18 protein-coding genes are annotated in these 19,969 nt (G+C 61.3%); 7 read left to right on the top strand and 11 right to left on the bottom strand.

Features of this window, described 5'->3' with window-relative positions:
• Positions 1-43: 43 nt before the first annotated feature.
• Positions 44-643, bottom strand: coding sequence for a hypothetical protein (locus tag M1E16_RS20635; protein WP_458128258.1), 600 nt, complete (start codon positions 641-643; stop codon positions 44-46).
• 142 nt (positions 644-785) lie between these two features.
• Here M1E16_RS20635 and M1E16_RS20640 point away from each other — a divergent pair, with 142 nt between their 5' ends.
• Positions 786-1,577, top strand: coding sequence for a dienelactone hydrolase family protein (locus tag M1E16_RS20640; RefSeq protein WP_458128259.1), 792 nt, complete (start codon positions 786-788; stop codon positions 1,575-1,577).
• A 202-nt stretch (positions 1,578-1,779) separates the two neighbouring features.
• Positions 1,780-2,505, top strand: coding sequence for a 4'-phosphopantetheinyl transferase family protein (locus M1E16_RS20645; protein ID WP_458128260.1), 726 nt, complete (start codon positions 1,780-1,782; stop codon positions 2,503-2,505).
• Between the two features lie 577 nt (positions 2,506-3,082).
• Here the strand turns inward: M1E16_RS20645 and M1E16_RS20650 are convergent.
• Entirely contained in the window at positions 3,083-4,693 is a 1,611-nt protein-coding gene (locus M1E16_RS20650; protein ID WP_434629008.1) for an ATP-binding protein, read from the bottom strand.
• Positions 4,690-5,412, bottom strand: coding sequence for a response regulator transcription factor (locus M1E16_RS20655; protein ID WP_305499379.1), 723 nt, complete (start codon positions 5,410-5,412; stop codon positions 4,690-4,692). Before M1E16_RS20655 ends, M1E16_RS20650 begins: the two co-directional genes overlap by 4 nt.
• 856 nt (positions 5,413-6,268) lie before the next feature.
• Between M1E16_RS20655 and M1E16_RS20660 the strand changes: the two genes are divergently transcribed.
• Positions 6,269-9,160, top strand: a complete 2,892-nt coding sequence (locus M1E16_RS20660; RefSeq protein WP_305499377.1) for a ribonucleoside-diphosphate reductase subunit alpha — start codon at positions 6,269-6,271, stop codon at positions 9,158-9,160.
• Positions 9,161-9,424: 264 nt separating this feature from the next.
• On the opposite strand, the gene flgE is transcribed toward M1E16_RS20660, so the two are convergent.
• From flgE to M1E16_RS20690, 6 genes are all read right to left on the bottom strand, one after another.
• Positions 9,425-10,744: a flagellar hook protein FlgE gene (gene flgE / locus M1E16_RS20665; protein ID WP_458128261.1), complete on the bottom strand. Its 1,320-nt coding sequence runs from the start codon at positions 10,742-10,744 to the stop codon at positions 9,425-9,427.
• Between the two features lie 32 nt (positions 10,745-10,776).
• Positions 10,777-11,496 carry a flagellar hook assembly protein FlgD gene (gene flgD, locus M1E16_RS20670; RefSeq protein ID WP_305499375.1) on the bottom strand — a complete coding sequence of 240 codons (720 nt, stop codon included), beginning with the start codon at positions 11,494-11,496 and terminating at the stop codon, positions 10,777-10,779.
• A gap of 15 nt (positions 11,497-11,511) precedes the next feature.
• Positions 11,512-11,955, bottom strand: coding sequence for a flagellar basal body rod protein FlgC (flgC, locus tag M1E16_RS20675; RefSeq protein ID WP_434572380.1), 444 nt, complete (start codon positions 11,953-11,955; stop codon positions 11,512-11,514).
• 3 nt (positions 11,956-11,958) lie between these two features.
• A complete protein-coding gene (gene flgB / locus M1E16_RS20680) occupies positions 11,959-12,366 on the bottom strand; it encodes a flagellar basal body rod protein FlgB (RefSeq protein WP_434572378.1) in 408 nt (135 codons plus the stop codon).
• Between the two features lie 356 nt (positions 12,367-12,722).
• On the bottom strand, positions 12,723-13,550 hold the full coding sequence (gene cheR / locus M1E16_RS20685; RefSeq protein WP_305499372.1) for a protein-glutamate O-methyltransferase CheR: 828 nt from the start codon (positions 13,548-13,550) through the stop codon (positions 12,723-12,725).
• Between the two features lie 54 nt (positions 13,551-13,604).
• Positions 13,605-14,531, bottom strand: a complete 927-nt coding sequence (locus M1E16_RS20690; protein WP_305499370.1) for a chemotaxis protein CheV — start codon at positions 14,529-14,531, stop codon at positions 13,605-13,607.
• Between the two features lie 78 nt (positions 14,532-14,609).
• On the opposite strand from M1E16_RS20690, the gene flgA reads away from it, so the two are divergent.
• From flgA to M1E16_RS20710, 4 genes are all read left to right on the top strand, one after another.
• Entirely contained in the window at positions 14,610-15,374 is a 765-nt protein-coding gene (gene flgA, locus M1E16_RS20695) for a flagellar basal body P-ring formation chaperone FlgA (RefSeq protein WP_458128262.1), read from the top strand.
• A gap of 162 nt (positions 15,375-15,536) precedes the next feature.
• Entirely contained in the window at positions 15,537-15,851 is a 315-nt protein-coding gene (gene flgM, locus M1E16_RS20700) for a flagellar biosynthesis anti-sigma factor FlgM (RefSeq protein ID WP_458128263.1), read from the top strand.
• 48 nt (positions 15,852-15,899) lie between these two features.
• Positions 15,900-16,367 (top strand): flagella synthesis protein FlgN, encoded by a 468-nt coding sequence (locus M1E16_RS20705; RefSeq protein ID WP_458128264.1) that lies wholly within the window; start codon positions 15,900-15,902, stop codon positions 16,365-16,367.
• 92 nt (positions 16,368-16,459) lie between these two features.
• Positions 16,460-17,206, top strand: a complete 747-nt coding sequence (locus M1E16_RS20710) for a flagellar brake protein (RefSeq protein ID WP_458128265.1) — start codon at positions 16,460-16,462, stop codon at positions 17,204-17,206.
• A gap of 64 nt (positions 17,207-17,270) precedes the next feature.
• Here M1E16_RS20710 and M1E16_RS20715 read toward each other — a convergent pair whose 3' ends face one another.
• A complete protein-coding gene (locus M1E16_RS20715) occupies positions 17,271-18,638 on the bottom strand; it encodes an MFS transporter (protein ID WP_434697061.1) in 1,368 nt (455 codons plus the stop codon).
• 70 nt (positions 18,639-18,708) lie between these two features.
• Positions 18,709-19,950, bottom strand: coding sequence for a glutamine synthetase family protein (locus M1E16_RS20720; RefSeq protein ID WP_458130353.1), 1,242 nt, complete (start codon positions 19,948-19,950; stop codon positions 18,709-18,711).
• Positions 19,951-19,969: the final 19 nt, after the last annotated feature.

A 19,969-nucleotide genomic window follows, 5' to 3' on the forward strand; every position in this document is an offset into this window, starting at 1 on the left:
TCGTACGCGCCGATCCGGCTTCACGTCATCATTGCCCTGCCGCCTAGAACGTATAGTTGGCGGACAGGTAGGTCTGGGCGCTGCTGGTCAGGTCCAGCGATCCCACCTTGGCGCCATCGCGCGGGCTCATCTCGGTGCTGGCATTGCTGCGCAGGTAACGGTAACCCAGTTCCACCGAGGTGTTTTGCGAAATCTGCTGCAGCACGCCGCCTTGCAGGCCAACGGCATAGCCGATATCGCTGTCGCGGCTGAAGCCTGGGGAATCCTGGGTCAACTTGGTCAGCCCCGCCGTGCCACCTCCGAACAATTTGGTGCTGGCGGTCACCGGATAGAACAGATCGTAGCTGCCCAGCAGGTTCTCCTGCCGCAGCTTGATTCCGTTGTGGGTGCCCGATACGTTGTCGTAGGTGGCGTAGTAGCGGCCCTGATCATTCTGCCGACCCAGGCGCAGGCCGTAGGTGGTGTCCTTGCCGATGATACCGTCGGCGTTCGGGTTGTTCAGCGCGCTGTCCAGGGCATTGGATTTCTTGACCTTGTCGCTGGTCTGGCCGAGGGTCAGGCCGGTGAAGTTGTCATCGGCATGGGCCAGGGCGCTGGCGCCCAGCACGGTGAAGGCCAGCAGCAGTTTTTTCATATGAGTCATGGTCAGGTTCCTTGTGATGCGGTGGTTGTGTGAAGTCGCAGCCACGATATCCAGGGGTCCCTGAACCCCTCTTGAACGTTCTCTGAACCTGGGCTGAATGAATCGGCTAGTCTGTTCCAACAAACTTTTAAGGAGATCGATCATGCGCAGGTTGCTTGCTGTTGTACTTCTGGCCTTGAGCGGCGCGAGCCACGCCGCCATTCAGACCCAGGAGATCCCCTACACCAGTGCCGACGGCACGAAGCTGATCGGCTACTACGCCTATGACGACGCGGTCAAAGGCCCGCGCCCCGGCGTGGTGGTGGTGCATGAATGGTGGGGCCTGAACGACTATGCCAAGCGCCGCGCCCGTGACCTCGCCGGCCTGGGCTACAGCGCCCTGGCCATCGACATGTACGGCGACGGCAAGAACACCGAGCATCCGAAGGACGCCCTGGCCTTCATGCAGGCCGCGCTCAAGGATGGCAAGGCGGCCAGCGCGCGCTTCCAGGCCGGCCTCGACCTGTTGAAGAAACAACCGCAGACCGACCCGGACAAACTCGCCGCCATCGGCTACTGCTTCGGCGGCAAGGTGGTGCTGGACGCGGCGCGCCAAGGCGTTCCACTGGCCGGCGTGGTGAGCTTCCACGGCGCGCTGGTCACCAACACGCCGGCCACCCCCGGCAGCGTCAAGGCCAGGATCCTGGTGGAGCACGGCGCGCTGGACAGCATGGTCACCGAGGACAACGTCACCGCATTCAAGAGCGAGATGGACAAGGCCGGCGCCGACTACAAGTTTGTCAGCCTGGAAGGCGCCAAGCACGGCTTCAGCAACCCCGACGCCGACCGCCTGGGCCATGGCGAACATGGTGGGCCGGACATCGCTTACAACAAGGAAGCTGACGAGAAGTCGTGGGCGGATATGCAGAAGTTCTTCAAGAAGATTTTCAACTGACGGCGGGTCTTTCAGCTGAAACCAACACCCGTGGCGAGGGAGCTTGCTCCCGCTCGGTTGCGCAGCGACCGCAAGATTTCAGGGCCGCTTCGCGCTGGAGCGCCAGCCCGCCCAGCGGGAGCAAGCTCCCTCGCCACAAAAGCCATCCCGCTCAAGCCACTCCCACTACCCAGGCGCAAGCCAACCCGGCAAAATGCCCGGCATGAACCCACTCCCTGCCCTGCCCGCCTGCTGTTCGCCCCTGGATGACCAATGGCTGCTGCCTGACGCCCTGCCCGATACGGTGCTGCTCAGTACTCGCTTCGATCCGCTGTTGCTTGTCGCTGACGATTTTCCCAACAGCGCCATCGAGCCTCCGGCGAGCATCCGGCGCTCGGTAGCCAAGCGTCAGGCGGAGTTTCTCGCCGGGCGGATCTGCGCCCGGGCGGCGTTGCTGCGGCTCGACGGTCAGGGCGACGTGCCGGCCATCGGCGAAGACCGCGCCCCGGTGTGGTCGGCCCATGTCAGCGGCTCGATCACCCACAGCACCGGCCGGGCCGCGGCAATCGTCGCGCAAAAACGGGATTGGCAAGGGCTGGGCATGGATCTGGAAAACCTCCTCGACCCCGAACGCGCCGAGCGCCTGGCCGGTGAAATCCTCACCCCGGCGGAACTGCTGCGCATGGCCACCGCGCCGCAGGATGACCGCGCATTGCTGGTCACCCTGACTTTTTCGATGAAAGAAAGCCTGTTCAAGGCGCTGTACCCCATCGTCGGGCAGCGTTTCTACTTCGAGCATGCCGAAATAGTCGAGTGGTCCCACTCCGGGCAAGCGCGGCTGCGGTTATTGACCGATCTGTCGACCGAGTGGCGCCATGGCAGTGAGCTGCAGGGGCAGTTTGGCGTGAAGGATGGGCAGTTGTTGAGCCTGGTGGGCGTCAAGGCCTGAGAGTTGTATTGGCCAGAATGCCGCCTTCGCGAGCAGGCTCGCTCCCACAGCTGGAATGCATTTCAAAATGTGGGAGGATGGGCAGCTGTTGAGCCTGGTGGGCGTCAAGGCCTGAGAGTTGTATTGGCCAGAACGCCGCCTTCGCGAGCAGGCTCGCTCCCACAGCTGGAATGCATTTCAAAATGTGGGAGGATGGGCAGCTGTTGAGCCTGATGGGCGTCAAGGCCTGAGAGTTGTATTGGCCAGAATGCCGCCTTCGCGAGCAGGCTCGCTCCCACAGCTGGAACGCATTTCAAAATATGGGAGGATGGGCAGCTGTTGAGCCTGGTGGGCGTCAAGGCCTGAGAGTTGTATTGGCCAGAATGCCGCCTTCGCGAGCAGGCTCGCTCCCACAGCTGGAATGCATTTCAAAATGTGGGAGGATGGGCAGTTGTTGAGCCTGGTGGGTGTCAAGGCCTGAGAGTTGTATTGGCAGGAATGCCGCCTTCGCGAGCAGGCTCGCTCCCACAGGTGGAATGCATTTCAAAATGTGGGAGCGAGCCTGCTCGCGAAGGGGCCGGCATGGACACCGCCTCTCTCAAGACCGATCCTGATGCCTCGGCCAGCTCAAGCTGAAACACGCCCCGCCCAAGCGCTTGCTCTTGCCGATCAGCGCCCGGCCGTCGTGCCAATGGATGATCCGCCGCACAATCGACAGCCCCAGCCCATGGCCGCCCGACGCGCGTGCGCGGCTGTCGTCCAGGCGCAGGAATGGCTTGAACACCCGCTCCCAGGCCGCCTCCGGTACGCCCGGGCCGTCATCCTCGACGTCGACCCGACAGCGCAACTGGCCGACCTGGTAACTGACGGTCACCTGGGATCTGGCGTGGCGCATGGCATTGCCTACCAGGTTCTGCAACGCCCGATGCAAAAAGCGTGGCTCGGCCTCGACCCAGGCGCCGTCGCAATCGGCGGCGGACAGGCACAGACCGCGCTCCACGGTAACCCCGGCGCGCAACGGGCCCAGTTCTTCGATGACCTGGTTGACCAACGCATCCAGGTCGACCCGTTGGAAATTCAACGCCGGCGACCCTTGCTCCAGCCGCGCATACGTGAGCATTTCATCTACCAGCCGATCCAGGTCTTCGATGTCGTGATCCATGCCGGCCAGGTACTTGTCCCGGGCCTCGGGCGTGCTGGCGCTGCCGAGCATTTCCAGGCCGAAGCGCAGGCGCGCCACCGGTGTACGCAGTTCATGGGACACCGCGCGCACCAACTCGCGCTGGATCGCCAACAACTGCTGCAAGTGCTCAGCCATGCCATTGAACGCTGCGGCCAGGCGCCCGACCGAGTCTGCGCCCCGAGCGGGTACGCGAGTCTCCAGGCTACCCTGGGCGATCTGGGTCGCGGCCGACTCCAGGCCACGCAGACGCCGCTCCAGCTGGCGCACCAGCAGATAGACAATCAGGCCGATCAGACTCAACCCGAGCGCGGCGATCAGCACCAGCCACTCGGGCGGGTACGGATTCATCTGGTACAGCGGGCCGATTTCCAGCACCCACGGCGTCCCCACCATGCCGGCGAACACCCGGATCGAGTCGGCGCCCTTGCCCAGGGCCATCACCGTGTCGCCCTCGGCCACCCGCCGGCGCTGGTCGTCGTCCATGTCCGCCTGCTCGACAGTCATCAGGCGCAGGTCGAAACCGAAGCCTTTTTCCTGCTTGAGTTGCGCCAGCCGCTCGGGTTGCTCGGCCACCGGATAGCGCACCAGTTCGTCGGCCAGCAGGTAAATGGTCGCCCGGGCCAGTTGCTCGCTGATCTGGCGAACCTCCCCGACCAGGGTCAACTGCTCGCCGTCGCTGACTAGCCGATAAACCTTCGCCGCATGCGGCCCGATCTGCTCCACCAGGACCTGCCCGCGCAATACCCGGGTGCGCTGGCCCAGGTCGAGGTCGGTCTGGCTGAACGTCTGCAACGCCAGCGGAATTCCCAGCAGGCGCTCCCACACCGCCAGGGCCCGGCGCCGTTCGGTGTCGTTCATCGGCCGCAGGTTGTCGGCCATCAAGGAAAACGTGCCATGGGCCAGGCGCTCGCGGTATTGCTCGCCGCGCGTCTGGTTGAGCAAGTGCAGCGCCAGCACGCCAAGCACCGCCACCAGCACCAGTGCCGCGCACATGCCGCCATAGATGCGCAGGAAGATGGAGTTCACGGGGTCGCGTCTACGCAGGCTTCAGGGACGAACAGGTAGCCTTTGCTGCGGATGGTCTTGATCAATCGAGGATGCTCCGGATCGTCGCCGATCTTCGGACGGATGCGCGAGATGCGCACGTCGATCGAGCGATCCTGGCCGTCGTAGCCGATACCGCGCAAGGCGGTGAAAATTTCCTCGCGGGACAGGATGCGCCCGGCGTTGGACACCAGCAGCCAGAGCAGGTCGAATTCGGCGCTGGTCAGCTCGATACCGTTGCCCTGCAACCAGGCTTCGCGCAAGGCGTTGTCCACCACCAACGGGCCGAACTCCAGGCGCCGCTGCTTCGGCGCCGCGGACGGCTCCGGCTCGCTGCGTCGCAACAGGGCCTGGATGCGGGCCAACAGGACGCGCGGGCGCACCGGCTTGCAGACATAGTCGTCGGCGCCCAGGTCCAGGCCCTGGATCTGGTCGGTGTCGTCAGCCCGCGCGGTGAGCATCAGGATCGGCCCGTCGTAGTGCTCGCGCGCCTTGCGACAGATGCTCAAGCCATCCTCACCTGGCAGCATCAGGTCGAGAATGACCAGGTCCGGCTGCTCGTCGATGATCCGCTGGGCCGCCACCGCGCCGTTGCCCTCGATGGCGACGCGCAGGCCGTTGCTTTCCAGGTATTCGCGGGTCAGCTCGGCCAGGCGCTGGTCATCCTCGACAATCAATATCTGCCAGGCTTCTTGTTCCACGGAGGGGCCTCGTCTTGTTGTAGCTATAAAAAGAAAGGATGAACGCTCACCCTGTGGCGAGGGAGCTTGCTCCCGCTCGGTTGCGCAGCGACCGTAAAACTCTGGGGCCGCTACGCAGCCCAGCGGGAGCAAGCTCCCTCGCCACAACAGTGCCCACTTGAAAGCCTGCGTCCTCCCATCTTTTTGTCATATCAAAGGAGGATCATCCCGCTCATGCACCGGCCGATTGTATAAACGGCGGCTGCATGGAAAACAAGCGGACAAATGCGTTCGGTCGAGCCGGATGTGTGTGGTAACGTGCGCGCCCGCAAAAACACCAAGCTGTTTTCGGCCGCTCGAAATCGTTGAAAAAAGGCTCGCTCCAGCAAGGTCGCGGCCTACAGAGCAGTTCCACGTTTCGCACACAAATTACGCACAGGCTTATCCACAGGTAGCACGTTGATTCATCCCCCAAAACGCATTATCTTGTAGCCCGCCGCGCAAAAAACCCTACATGTAGGGTTTCAGGCCAAAAACCAAACACAAGTCGGATAGAGAATTCAAGCGCTTTTCTTGCCTCTGTCTTGCTGCAACAGCGCATTTTTCCAAACCAGACCGCCCCTGCGGATGGCAACTGTTTCCAAGGTCGAAAACGACCGGAACGGTACGGGTGTTGCAGTCCTTTGCTGCCACCTGGCAAACCCGGTTTCGAGCCCAGGCTCGCGACCCGAGAACTTCGGATGGAAGCGGTGCCACCGGCCCGCTTCCTACTGTCCCGAAGTTGTTATACCCGGCGCCAGCCGGTTGTAGTGCTTCAGGACGGAACGGTGGGCACCGTGATGGTGCCCAAATAAACATAGAGAACGTGGAGACACCCATGCACACCGACACAACTCGCGAGAACCCGCAGGGCACCGCGCCGCTGGCCGCTGATTCGAGCCCGGATCTGTCCGCCACCGCGCCTGGCCAGCTGCGCGTGATCAAGCGTAACGGGACTGTCGTTCCTTACACAGATGACAAGATCACCGTCGCCATCACCAAAGCGTTCCTCGCAGTTGAGGGCGGCACCGCTGCCGCCTCGTCGCGAATCCACGACACCGTGGCCCGCCTGACCGAACAGGTCACCGCGACCTTCAAGCGTCGCATGCCGTCGGGCGGCACCATCCACATCGAAGAAATCCAGGACCAGGTCGAACTGGCCCTGATGCGTGCCGGCGAACAGAAAGTCGCCCGCGACTACGTGATCTACCGTGACTCCCGGGCCAAGGAACGCGCCATCCGCACGCCGGCCGACGCACCGGTCCAGGCTCACCCTTCGATCCGCATCGCCCGCGCCGATGGCAGCCTGGCGCCACTGGACATGGGCCGCCTGAACACCATCGTCACCGAAGCCTGCGAAGGCCTGGAAGAAGTCGACGGCGACCTGATCCAGCGCGAAACCCTGAAGAACCTCTATGACGGCGTCGCCCTCAAGGACGTCAACACCGCGCTGGTGATGACCGCCCGGACCCTGGTGGAGCGCGAGCCGAACTACTCGTTCGTGACCGCCCGCCTGCTGATGGACACCCTGCGCGCCGAAGGCCTGAGCTTCCTGGAAGTTGCCGAGAGCGCGACCCACCACGAAATGGCCGACCTGTACGCCAAGGCCCTGCCGGCCTATGTCGCCAAGGGTATCGAGTACGAATTGCTGAACCCTGTCCTGGCCGAATTCGACCTGGAAAAACTCGGCAAGGCGATCAACCACGAGCGCGACCAGCAGTTCACCTACCTGGGCCTGCAAACCCTGTACGACCGTTACTTCATCCACAAGGATGGCGTGCGTTTCGAACTGCCGCAGGTGTTCTTCATGCGCGTGGCCATGGGCCTGGCGATCGAAGAGAAGCAGCGTGAAGACCGTGCCATCGAGTTCTACAACCTGTTGTCGTCCTTCGACTACATGGCGTCGACCCCGACTCTGTTCAACGCCGGCACCCTGCGTCCACAACTGTCGAGCTGCTACCTGACCACCGTACCGGACGACCTGTCGGGCATCTACGGCGCCATCCACGACAACGCCATGTTGTCGAAATTCGCCGGTGGCCTGGGCAACGACTGGACCCCGGTTCGCGCATTGGGCTCGTACATCAAGGGCACCAACGGCAAATCCCAGGGCGTCGTGCCGTTCCTCAAAGTGGTCAACGACACCGCCGTTGCGGTCAACCAGGGCGGCAAGCGCAAGGGTGCGGTCTGCGCCTACCTGGAAACCTGGCACATGGACATCGAAGAGTTCATCGAGCTGCGCAAGAACACCGGTGATGACCGTCGTCGTACCCACGACATGAACACCGCCAACTGGATCCCGGACCTGTTCATGAAGCGCGTCTTCGATGACGGCAAGTGGACCCTGTTCTCGCCATCCGAAGTGCCAGACCTGCACGACCTGACCGGCAAGGCCTTCGAAGAGCGCTACGAGTACTACGAAGCCCTGACCGAGTACAACAAGATCAAGCTGTTCAAAGTCGTCCAGGCCAAAGACCTGTGGCGCAAGATGCTCTCGATGCTGTTCGAGACCGGCCACCCATGGCTGACCTTCAAGGACCCGTGCAACCTGCGCAGCCCGCAGCAGCACGTGGGCGTGGTCCACAGCTCGAACCTGTGCACCGAGATCACCCTGAACACCAACAAGGATGAGATCGCAGTCTGCAACCTGGGCTCGATCAACCTGCCGAACCACATCGTCGACGGCAAGCTGGACACCGCCAAGCTGCAACGCACCGTGAACACCGCCGTGCGCATGCTCGACAACGTGATCGACATCAACTACTACTCGGTGCCGCAAGCGAAGAACTCCAACTTCAAGCACCGTCCGGTCGGCCTGGGCATCATGGGCTTCCAGGACGCGCTGTACCTGCAGCACATCCCGTACGGTTCGGATGCTGCGGTCGAATTCGCCGACAAGTCCATGGAAGCGGTCAGCTACTACGCGATCCAGGCTTCCTGCGACCTGGCCGACGAGCGCGGTTCGTACGAGACGTTCCAGGGTTCGCTGTGGTCCCAGGGCATCCTGCCGCTGGACTCGCAGCAGATCCTGATCGCCCAGCGTGGCCAGAAGTACATCGATGTCGACCTGAACGAATCCCTGGACTGGGCTCCGGTTCGCGCCCGTGTGCAGAAAGGCATCCGTAACTCCAACATCATGGCCATCGCACCGACCGCGACCATCGCCAACATCACCGGCGTGTCGCAGTCGATCGAACCGACCTACCAGAACCTGTATGTGAAATCGAACCTGTCGGGCGAATTCACCGTGATCAACCCGTACCTGGTTCGCGACCTCAAGGCTCGCGGCCTGTGGGACTCGGTCATGATCAACGACCTGAAGTACTACGACGGTTCGGTACAGCAGATCGAGCGCATCCCGCAAGAACTCAAAGAGCTCTATGCCACCGCGTTCGAAGTGGACACCAAATGGATCGTCGACGCCGCCAGCCGTCGCCAGAAGTGGATCGACCAGGCTCAGTCGCTGAACCTGTACATCGCCGGCGCTTCGGGCAAGAAGCTCGACGTGACCTACCGCATGGCCTGGTACCGTGGCCTGAAAACCACCTACTACCTCCGTGCCCTGGCCGCCACCAGCACCGAGAAGTCGACCATCAACACCGGCAAGCTGAACGCGGTTTCCGCTGGCGGCAACCACGGTGACGATTCGGTCCTGGCTGCTCCAGCCGGCCCTGCGCCAGTGCCAAAAGCCTGCGCCATCGACGAGCCGGATTGCGAAGCTTGCCAATAAGCTGAGCGAGTGGGCGCTGAAAGGCGCCTGCTGAGGAAAGCCCCCGATAGACCGCTGGTTTATCGGGGGTTTTCTTTTGTCTGGAATAAAGTGTTGACTGACCCACCGCTTTCGCGAGCAGGCTCGCTCCCACATTGGAATGTGTCCTCTCTGTGGGAGCGAGCCTGCTCGCGAAGAGGCCGGCACAAACAATACAAAACCATCGCCCATGAAAAAGCCCCTCTTACGAGGGGCTCCTTGTGCAGCCTCAAGCAACCATCGATATCAAGTCATCTGAATAATGGTCTGCATGATGGTGCTCTGGGTGGAGATGGTCTTGGCGTTCGCCTGGTAGTTGCTCTGGGCCTTGATCAGCTCGACCAGTTCGTTGGTCAGGTTGACGTTGGACTCTTCCAGGGAGTTGGAGACGATCGAACCCAAGGTGCCGGTTTCCGGAGCATCGTAGCCCGGGATGCCCGACGCGAAGGTTTCTTTCCAGCTGGTGCCGCCTACCGGCTGCAGACCTTGCTCGTTGGTGAAGCTGGCCAGGGAGAGCTGGCCGATCGGCTTGGTCTGGTTGTTGCTGAAGTTCGCCAGCAACACACCGCTGCCGTCGATGGTCAGGTTGGTGATCTGGCCAGTGGCGTAGCCGTTCTGAGTAGGAATCGACCGTGCGGTGTCAGCGTTGAACTGGGTGGTCTTGCCCAGGGAAAGTGTGATGGTATCAGCGCCATCGGCACCGTTGGCGCTCCACACACCATCTTTCACGGTGCCTGGAATCCAGCCTGTGAGCAGCAGATCGCTACTCTCGCGCGGCGCGCCCGACGGCATCGGCGTACTAACCTTAAGCAACTCGCCGCTCTCGCCAAAAGTCATGGTCGAAGGGACCGCAAGGGTGGTTGCGTCGGTCGGCGAATTACCGTCCAGGTTACGACCATCGATCAGGGTGTAGACGTCCCAGGTGTTGGCGCCCGTCTTGACCATGTACTGGTCCATGGAATGCTGGTTACCCTGGGCATCGTAGACCGGGGTGGTGAACTGCTTGGTGAAGGTGGCGGTATTGGCCGGATCGAACTTATAGGTCGCCGTCTTCGGAATCGCGTCTGCCGTCGAGTTCAGGTTGATGGTCGACGAAATCAGGTCGGTAGGCTTGGGCGGCAGGTTGGACGTGTCGATGCGCAGGTCGGTCAGGATGCCGTTCTGGATCTTGCCGTTGGCATCCACGCCATAACCCTGCAGGCGCGCGGTGCCTTCGCTGTTGGTGATGAAGCCTTCCTTGTCGGTCTTGAAGGTACCGGCACGGGTGTAGCTCAGCGAACCGTTGTTGCTCAGGACAAAAAAGCCCTGGCCCTGGATACCCATGTCCAACACGTTGCCGGTGTTGTTCACGTCACCCTGGCCGAACTGCTGGGAAACGTTGGCCAGGCGCACGCCGTTGCCGACGGTCTTGGAGCCCGAGCCCAGCTTGGTGGCCGAGTAGACGTCGGCGAATTCCGCGCGGGACGACTTGAAACCGGTGGTCGCCACGTTGGCGATGTTGTTACCCGTCACGTCCAGCTGTTTGTTGGCTGCATAGAGACCGCTAAGGCCGATATTGAAAGACATATTGCACTCCTTTTTGCCGGGTTAGTCGGCTCTTACATACCAATAGTTTGTACGCGTGACAGCGGGATGCTGCCCAGGCCGGCGAGGTTGAGCATCAGCTCGCCGCCGGTCTGGCTGATCGTGACGCTGCTGACCGTGGCCGGCAGGTTGGTGACCAGCGAAGTCGCCTTGCCATCGATGGTGGTCGAGGCGGCGAAGGTATAGGTGCCCGACTCGAGCGGGGTGCCGTCTTCGCCCTTGCCGTCCCAGATGAAATCGGCCTTGCCGGCGTTCTGGCTGCCCAGCTCGATGGTGCGCACCGTCTTGCCGTCCTTGTCGTTGATCTTGATCGAGAGGGAAGACACCGATGTCGGTACCACCACCGTGCCGTTGAGGCTCTTGGAGGTGTCGACCACCGCCTTGTCGCCGGGGGCAATGACCGAACGGCCCACCAGCGAAGAAGCCTGCAGGGCCTGGGACGAGTTGTAGTTGCTGGCAATACCCCTGACGGTGTCGTTGAGGGTGGTGATGCCTTCCAGGCTGCTGAATTGCGCCAGCTGGGCAACGAACTCGCCGTTGTCCTGTGGCTCCAGCGGGTTCTGGTTATTCAGCTGAGTGACGAGCAACTGCAGGAACGCATCCTTGCCCAGCTCTTTCTTGCCCGTCGCCGCAGCCGACGCCGCGCCCAGGCCATCGGTCGTGGTGTTGGTCTTGACCGAGGAGTTGGCCAGTACTTCGTTGAGGCTCAAACCGGTGGTATTGGTGACGCTCATGTGACTCGCCCCTTATCACTGACCGAGGGTCAGGACCTTCTGCATCATGGCTTTGGCGGTGTTCATCATTTCGGCGTTGGTCTGGAACGAACGACTGGCGGAAATCATGTCGGCCATTTCTTCAACGACGTTGACGTTCGGGTAGTAGACGTAACCCTTGGCGTCGGCGGCCGGATGATTCGGCTCGTAACGGGCGTCGAGGTTGCTCTGGTCTTCAACCACGCCGAGTACCTGTACACCCTGCCCGGCCGCGTCCTGGTTCTGGAACAGCGAGTCGCTGCCGCCGGACTGGCCGCCCTGGAACATGGTGGCGAATACCGGGTGGCGGGCGCGGTAGGTCTGGTCGATGCTCGACGAGACGGTCTCGGCGTTGGCGATGTTACTGGCGACGGTGTTCAGGCGAGTGGTCTGGGCACTCATGGCACTGCCGGCGATGTTGAATACGCTCGCGATCGACATGAATTACTCTCCACGCAGGGCTGATACCAGCCCTTTGAATTTACTGTTGAGCAGGGTGAAGCTGGCCTGGAAGTTCACGGAGTTTTCCGCGTAGTTGGACTGTTCCAGTTGAGCATCCACGGTGTTCTGGTCGATCGACGGCTGCATCGGCGTGCGATACATCAACGATCCGTCGCCACTGCCAACGCCCTCGGCTTCGATATGACGGTTGTTGGTCATGTTCAAGGCGAAGTGGCCGTTCTTGGTTTTTTCGTTCTGCTCGGCGAGCACCTTGGAAAAGTCCAGGTCACGGGCCTTGTAGTTCGGGGTGTCAGCGTTGGCAATATTGTTGGCCAGGACTTCGGCACGCTGGGCGCGGAAGCTCAGGGCCTGTTCGTGGATACCGAGCGCTTTATCGAAGCTGATGCTCATGGCGGAAACCTTTGGGTGACCAGAATGTTCGTACGATGGCTTTAGCAATCACCGTGCCACTTTCCAAAAGCCCGTAAACCGGGGCTTTGCGGGGATCGGCAAAGCGGCAATGCCAGAAAAGCGGCAATCGGTTTCCGCTGGCTGCCGCTTTTCTGCCGCTTTCATCCAGACAATGGGGGACAAATGTGGGAGCGAGCTTGCTCGCGATAGCGATCTGTCAGATACATGGATTTTGGATGTGCCGCCGCTATCGCGAGCAAGCTCGCTCCCACAGGGATGTGTTGGATTGGAGGAACTGGAGGGCAAAAAAAAAACGGGAGCCCCGTAGGGCTCCCGTTTTTTACAACCCAGGCCAATCACTTCGCCTGATAGATGATCCCCGGACTGCACTGGACCATCTGGTAATGATCCGGCAAGCCGTTCAACGCCTCGGACGCGCCAAGGAACAGGTAGCCGCCCGGCTTCAGGGTGCTGTGGATACGCAGCAGGATGTCTTTCTTCACCTCGGCGGAGAAGTAGATCAGCACGTTGCGGCAGAACACGATGTCGAACTTGCCCAAGCTGGCATAGCTGTCCAGCAGGTTGAACGAGCGGAACTCCACGCGGCTCTTGATCGGCGCCTTGACCACCCACTTGCCCGGCCCTTTCGGATCGAAATAGCGTTGCAGGCGATCAGGCGACAGGCCACGGCCGATCGCCAGGCTGTCGTACTCACCGGTCTTGCAGTTGTTGAGCATGGTCCCGGACAGGTCGGTGGCGACAATTTGCACGCCCATCTTCAGCTGGCCGAGGTTGGAGCGTTCGAACTCATCGATGGACATCGACAGCGAATACGGTTCCTGTCCCGACGAGCAGGCCGCCGACCAGATGCGCAGGCGTTGCCCCGGACTGGCCTTGATGGCCGCCGGCAACACCCGGTTCTTCAATACCTCGAAGGGATAGGTATCGCGAAACCACAGGGTTTCGTTGGTGGTCATCGCATCCACCACCATCTCGCGCAAACCGCTGCGGGGCTGGGTCTGGATGCGCTGCACCAGTTCGCCCAGCGACTTGAGACCCTGTTGTTCCATCAATTTGTTGAGACGGCTCGACACCAGGTACTGCTTGTTTTCACCAAGCAAGATGCCACAGGCTTTTTCCAGGAAGACCCGGAACTGTTCGAAATCCAAATTACCCGTAGACAAGATACCGCCTCTTTTCACTGTGTTGACTTGCCGGGCGCACAACGCGCCCGACCTTTATTCTGCTGCCTTGATTCGCTCGACCACCCGCGACGCCAGGTCATCGGGCCGGAACTTGGCCAGAAAATCATCGGCGCCGACTTTCTTGACCATCGCCTGGTTGAAAACCCCGGACAACGAAGTATGCAAGATGATGTGCAGCTTCTGCATGCGCGGGTCGCTGCGAATTTCCGATGTCAGGGTGTACCCATCCATTTCCGGCATCTCGATGTCGGAAATCATCATCAGGAACTCTTCTTCCGGCTTCTTGCCCTCATCGACCATCTGACGCAGGTAATCCAGCGCTTGCCGTCCGTCGTTGAGGGCGACCACTTCGACGCCGACCGTTTGTAGACAACGCGTGACCTGCTTGCGTGCCACCGAAGAATCGTCGACGGTCAGGACTCGCAGCGAAATCGCCTTGTGCTGGGTCTCGGCATCCACCACGCCGACGGAAATCGTCTCCGGGGTCGGCGCCACTTCGGCGAGGATCTTCTCCACGTCGATGATTTCCACCAACTGGTTGTCGACCCGGGTCACTGCCGTCAGGTAGTGATCGCGGCCGGTGCCCTTGGGTGGTGGATGGATCTCTTCCCAGTTCATGTTGACGATGCGCTCCACCGACCGCACCAGGAACCCTTGGGTCTTGGTGTTGTACTCGGTGATGATCACAAACGGATTGCTCTGATCCAGCAGCCGACCGGAACCGGTCGCCATCGCCAGGTCGAGAATCGGGATGGTCGCTCCCCGGATATTCGCCACACCGCACACGACGGGACTGGACTTCGGCATCAGGGTCAGCTTAGGGCATTGCAGCACTTCGCGAACCTTGAATACATTGATCCCATACAGTTGTTGGCCATCGAGACGGAACAACAACAGCTCCAGGCGATTCTGACCGACCAGCTGTGTGCGCTGGTTTACCGAATCCATCACTCCCGCCATGCCCTGACTCCTACCTAACGCTAATGTGTCCGACGCGCATTCATCACTAAACGGCACGGGGCTTGCTATTGAACCGGCATGAACGCACAAACGACATTTTCTCGACGCCTGACCACTCACTGCCGCCACTGGCTCGGTGCACTGTTGGCTGTCTGCCTGTTTGCGGTCGGCGGACGCGCCGTCGCTGATGTGCCGGTTACCTTGCCTGATCTCCTTATCGGCGTCACGCAGGGCTTTCTTGAATTCACCGTAGAAGACTATCTGGCAACCAGTCAAACCGAAGGTCGCTACGAGATTGAAGTCAACCAGCTCGACCCGCGCCTGCGCATGCCGATGTGCGACAAGGAATTGACTGCCTCGCTGGAAAGCCCGGCAAAGCCCCTGGGCCGGGTCACGGTGAAGGTACGTTGCGACAGCGCCGCGCCCTGGACGGTTTTTGTGCCCGCTCAAGTGCGGCTGTTCCGCGAGATCGTCACGACCACCCGTCCGCTCAAGCGCGCCGGGATTGTCGAGCCGCAGGACGTGGTGCTGCGTGAACGCGACATCAGTCAGATCAGCCAAGGCTTCCTGACGTCCGTCGATCAGGCCATCGGGCAGAAACTTGTCCGACCAATGGTCGCCGATCAGGTCGTCACCCTCGTGCACCTGGAACAGGCCGAAGTGATCCGCAAGGGCGACCAGGTCGTCATTACCGCCCGCAGCGGCACCCTGGCCGTGCGGATGCCCGGCGAGGCCCTGGCCAATGGCGGCGTACGCGAGCAGATCCGGGTGAAAAACCTCAATTCGAAACGGGTGATCAAGGCGCAGGTGATAGCGCCCGGCCACGTGGAAGTGGCCATGTAACGGGGGTAGACAGGCTGGCGCTTGACCTCGGTGTTCCCTAGACTGTGCCTTACGCAAAGGCAAGCGCAGACGTGCGCACGTTCATTTGATAAATGAGCCTAAAGTTATTTTGGGAATGGCCGAAAACATGGCAAGCGTCCAAATACCCAGAGGTTTTTTACCATGGTCATCGATTTCAATCGTTTAAACAGCTCCTCGCCGCTGACAGGCACAACGCGCACTGGCGCCAGCAAGGAAACCGTCGAAACCGACAAGTCCAAGCCGGCTGACAAGGCCGCCACTGTCAACAACGGGGAGTCGGTACACCTCAGCAATGAGGCTCAGCAGTTGCAGAAGGTCACTGACAAGCTGCGCGATCAACCTGTCGTCGACAATGCCCGCGTGGCCCAGTTGAAAGCAGCAATCGCCGATGGCAGCTATAAAGTCGACAGCAACCGTGTAGCCAGCAAACTGCTCAACTTCGAAGCCCAGCGCTAGGCTGATGCCAGCGCCAGGCTTTTGGACGCTTAAGACCCAAGGCCAGCCATGCACGATACTAATTTATTGCAATTGATCATCGACGACTTTGCCCCGGCGCAACAACTGCTGGAGCTGTTGCAGACCGAAGCCCTGGCATTGCACGGGCGGGATATGCCTCTGCTGGAAAATCTTCTGGCACAGAAACAGGCATTGATCATTTTGCTCGATCAGCATGGCCGCAAGCGCAGCGAGATTCTCGCCAGTCTCCACCTGCCCGCCGACAACAACGGCCTCGCGCAACTGGCCAGCCAGTCGTCGATTGGCGATCAGCTGTTGGCGCAAAGTGCGGTGCTCAATGACCTGCTCAGCCAGTGTCAGGCCGCCAATACTCGCAACGGCCAATCCATCCAGATGCAGCAGGCCGCTACGGCCAACCAGTTGCGCATCCTCAATGGCGGCGAAATCCCTACGCTGTACGACGCTCGCGGTTCGACCGCTAAAATGGTCAAGCACCGTCCGCTCAGCCAGGCGTGAGGCGAACGATGCCTGCGCACTATCAACGCGCGATACATGCTGGCAAAATGCTGGCTCTTTGTAGTCGTATTTTGCCTGGAGATTGACCCACCGTGTTCAATGCCTCAAACGCGGATGATGCTCCGCAACCGCCCATTGTCCTCGCCACCCCCCTGGAAATCTCCGGCAACCTGCGGATGCTGCAAGAGAGCCACGATCCCCTGATCATCACCTTTCATGAGCGCACCCAGCGTTTCCAGAGCTACCTGGTGGATGTCGATCGCGAGACCAACACCATTGCCCTGGACGAAATGATCCCGCGGGACGGCGAGCGTTTCCTGCTGGCAGGCGAGCCGTATCGGGTCGAGGGTTTCCATGACGGCGTGCGCATCGCGTGGGAAGGCAACGGTCCGCTGACCATCCAGGAATCGAAGGACGGCCGCTGCTACCGCGGCGCCCTGCCTGAAGAAGTGGTTTATCACCAGCGCCGCAACGCCTTCCGGGCCGCGCTGAAACTGGCGCAACTGGTGAGCGTGGAACTGGGTGGCGACAAGCTCAAGTCGCCAGTGAACGGCAAACTGCTGGATATCTCCGCAACCGGCTGCAAGCTGCGCTTCGATGGCGACATCACCGCACGCCTGCAACTGGGCCAGGTCTACGAACGCTTTGTCGCCGCCCTGCCCTTCGGCAACATGACCGCGCCGGTCGAACTGCGCTACCTGCATTTTGAAGAGCGGATCAATACCACCTTCGCCGGTGTGCGCTTTCACAACATCAGCGGCCTGGTGCAGCGCCAGGTCGAACGCTTCGTGTATCAATTGCAGCGTGAAGCCCGTCGGTTCGACAAAGACGATTTCTGATTTTTCGCGGGCGATAAAAAACGGGCAATCCCTTGCAAGGATTGCCCGTTTTTTTATCGCCGCTTCAAGGCCTGGCCCGGGTGAAATCCGAAGGTGGCGGTTCGTCTTCCGCGCCTTCGGTGACCGGCTCCAATTCCGGCTCAGGCTCAGGCTCCACGTCGGGGTTGGGCGAGGTCTGCATCTGATCCTGGACGACCTGCTCGTCTACCCGAGGGTCGAGGCACGCCACCAAGGGTGAGCTGGTCATGTTGTCCGGCATGGCCACGTGGTGCAGCGGCGCATCATCGACCTGATGCAGGTTGGTGACCGCTTTCGGCCGGATCCGCCACACCAGCACCAACGCGAACAAGGCGAAAAATCCGTACAACATCTGGCTACCGAACAGCTTCATCAGCACCCCGGCCGCCAACGGACCGATACTGGCGCCCACGCCGTAAGTCACCAGCAACATGGCCGTGAGCGACACTCGGCGATCGCCTTCGACGTGGTCGTTGGAAAACGCCACCGCCAACGGATACAGGCAAAACTGCACCAGCGAACAGCAGAATCCCGCGATGAACAGGACCTCCACCGGCACCTTCGACAGGATCGCCAGCGGCAACGCGCACACCACCAGGATCAGCGCGAAGCAGCGGATCAGCAGCGCACGATCATAACGATCCGACAGCCAACCCAGCGGCCACTGCACCAGCAGGCCGGCAAAGATGCAGCTACCCATGAACAGACCGACCTGCTCGGTAGTAAGCCCCTGCTGGGAAGCGTACAGCGGCGCCAGGCCGTAGAAGGAACCGACGATCAGCCCCGAGCCAAGCACCGTGGTCAACGATTGCGGCACGCGTTTGATAAAGAAGCGCGGCTCCATCGGTGCCGGATGCAGCGGCGCCGGGTGAATCCGCCGAGTCAGCGCCACGGGCACCAGGCACAGGGCGAAACACAACGCCACCAGCATCAGCAGCTCCAGGCCCAGGGCCGGGTGCATGACCAGGATCAGTTGGCCCAGCACCAGCCCCAGGTACGAGGCGATCATGTAGCCGCTGAACACCACCCCGCGCTGCTTGGCCTCGGCCTGCTCGTTGAGCCAGCTCTCGATGACCATGTACTGGCACATCATCCCGAGGCCGACAATCATCCGCAGCACGATCCAGGCCGGCAGCCAGTTCACCAGGCCGTGGCCCAATACCGCCGCGCCGACGATCCCGGCGCACGCCGAATAGGCCCGAATATGCCCGACGCGGGCGATCAGCCGATGACCGATCTTGCCGCCCAGCACCAGGCCGAAATAGTTGGCGGCCATCAACGCACCGACCCACAGGCTGTCGACGTTGTCGGCAGCCAGACGCAAGGCCAGGTACGTACTCAGGAGGCCTGAGCCGATGAGCATCATCAGCGAGGCGAAATAAAGCGCTCGAAAAGGTTTCCAGATTTGGCGCATCGGCGTTCCGAGCGGCTCCTTGAGGTGAGTGAGGGCTACCTTCTGAAGATAGCCCGAATGCGACGGTTGGTTATGCCTGGGCCGCCAGGACGCGCCGCTCCCAAGGCGTGATCTCGTCAAAGAAACTGGTCAGTTCCAGGCTCTTCGACGCGATGTAACCTTCGATGAACTCGCTGCCGAACAGTTCCTTCGCCAAGTGGCTACGCTTGAGACGCTCAAGGGCCGCATGCAAGGTACATGGCAGGGAGAGATTCTCCGGCACTTCGAATTCGCCCTGGATTGCGGCGCTTGGCTCCAGCCGGTTTTCGATGCCATACAGCCCGGCCGCCAGGCTCGCCGCGATCGCCAGGTACGGGTTGGCGTCAGCCCCCGGCAAGCGGTTCTCGACCCGTCGGGCCGCCGGCGAACTGGCCGGAATGCGCAACCCGGCCGAACGATTGTCATGGGACCAACAGGCGTTGTTTGGCGAAGCAAACGGGTGGCACAAGCGGTGGTAGGAATTCACGTTCGGCGCGAGCAGTGCGGTGAAATCCGCCATGCCGGCCTGCTGCCCTCCAATGAAGTGACGGAAAACAGCCGTCGGCTCGCCCGCCTCGTCGCTGAACACATTTCGCCCACCCTCCAGCTCGACGACGCTCTGGTGAATGTGCATCGAACTGCCTGGCGTCTGCGCCAGGGGCTTGGCCATGCAGACCACCGTCAGGCCGTGCTTGAGCGCCACTTCCTTGAGCAAGTGCTTGAACAGGAACGTCTGGTCGGCCAGCAACAGAGGGTCGCCATGCAGCAGATTGATTTCGAACTGGCTCACGCCCATTTCATGCATGAACGTATCGCGCGGCAAACCCAACGCCGCCATGCATTCGTAGACTTCAGTGAAGAACGGGCGCAAGCCATTGTTGGAGCTGACGCTGAACGCCGACTGGCCGTCTTCGCGGCGTCCGTCCAGGCCCACCGGCGGTCGGAACGGCTGGGTCGGATCCGGATTGGCTGCGAAAACAAAAAACTCCAGTTCCGTCGCGACGACCGGCGCCAGCCCAAGCGCCGCATAGCGCGCTATCACAGCCTTGAGCTGACCACGGGTCGACAGCGGCGAGCTCTCCCCGCTGAGCTCGTCGGCGTCGCAAATCGCCAGGGCACGGGGCGGATGACTCCATGGCAAGCGATGGGTCTGTTTCGGATCGGCCACCAACGCCAGGTCGCCATCATCGCTGCCATAAAAACGCGACGGCGGGTAACCGCCCATGATGCATTGCAGCAGCACGCCCCGCGCCATCTGCAACCGGCGGCCTTCGAGGAAGCCCTCGGCGGTCATCACCTTGCCTCGCGGCACG

Source organism: Pseudomonas sp. Z2-11, from assembly GCF_054161305.1.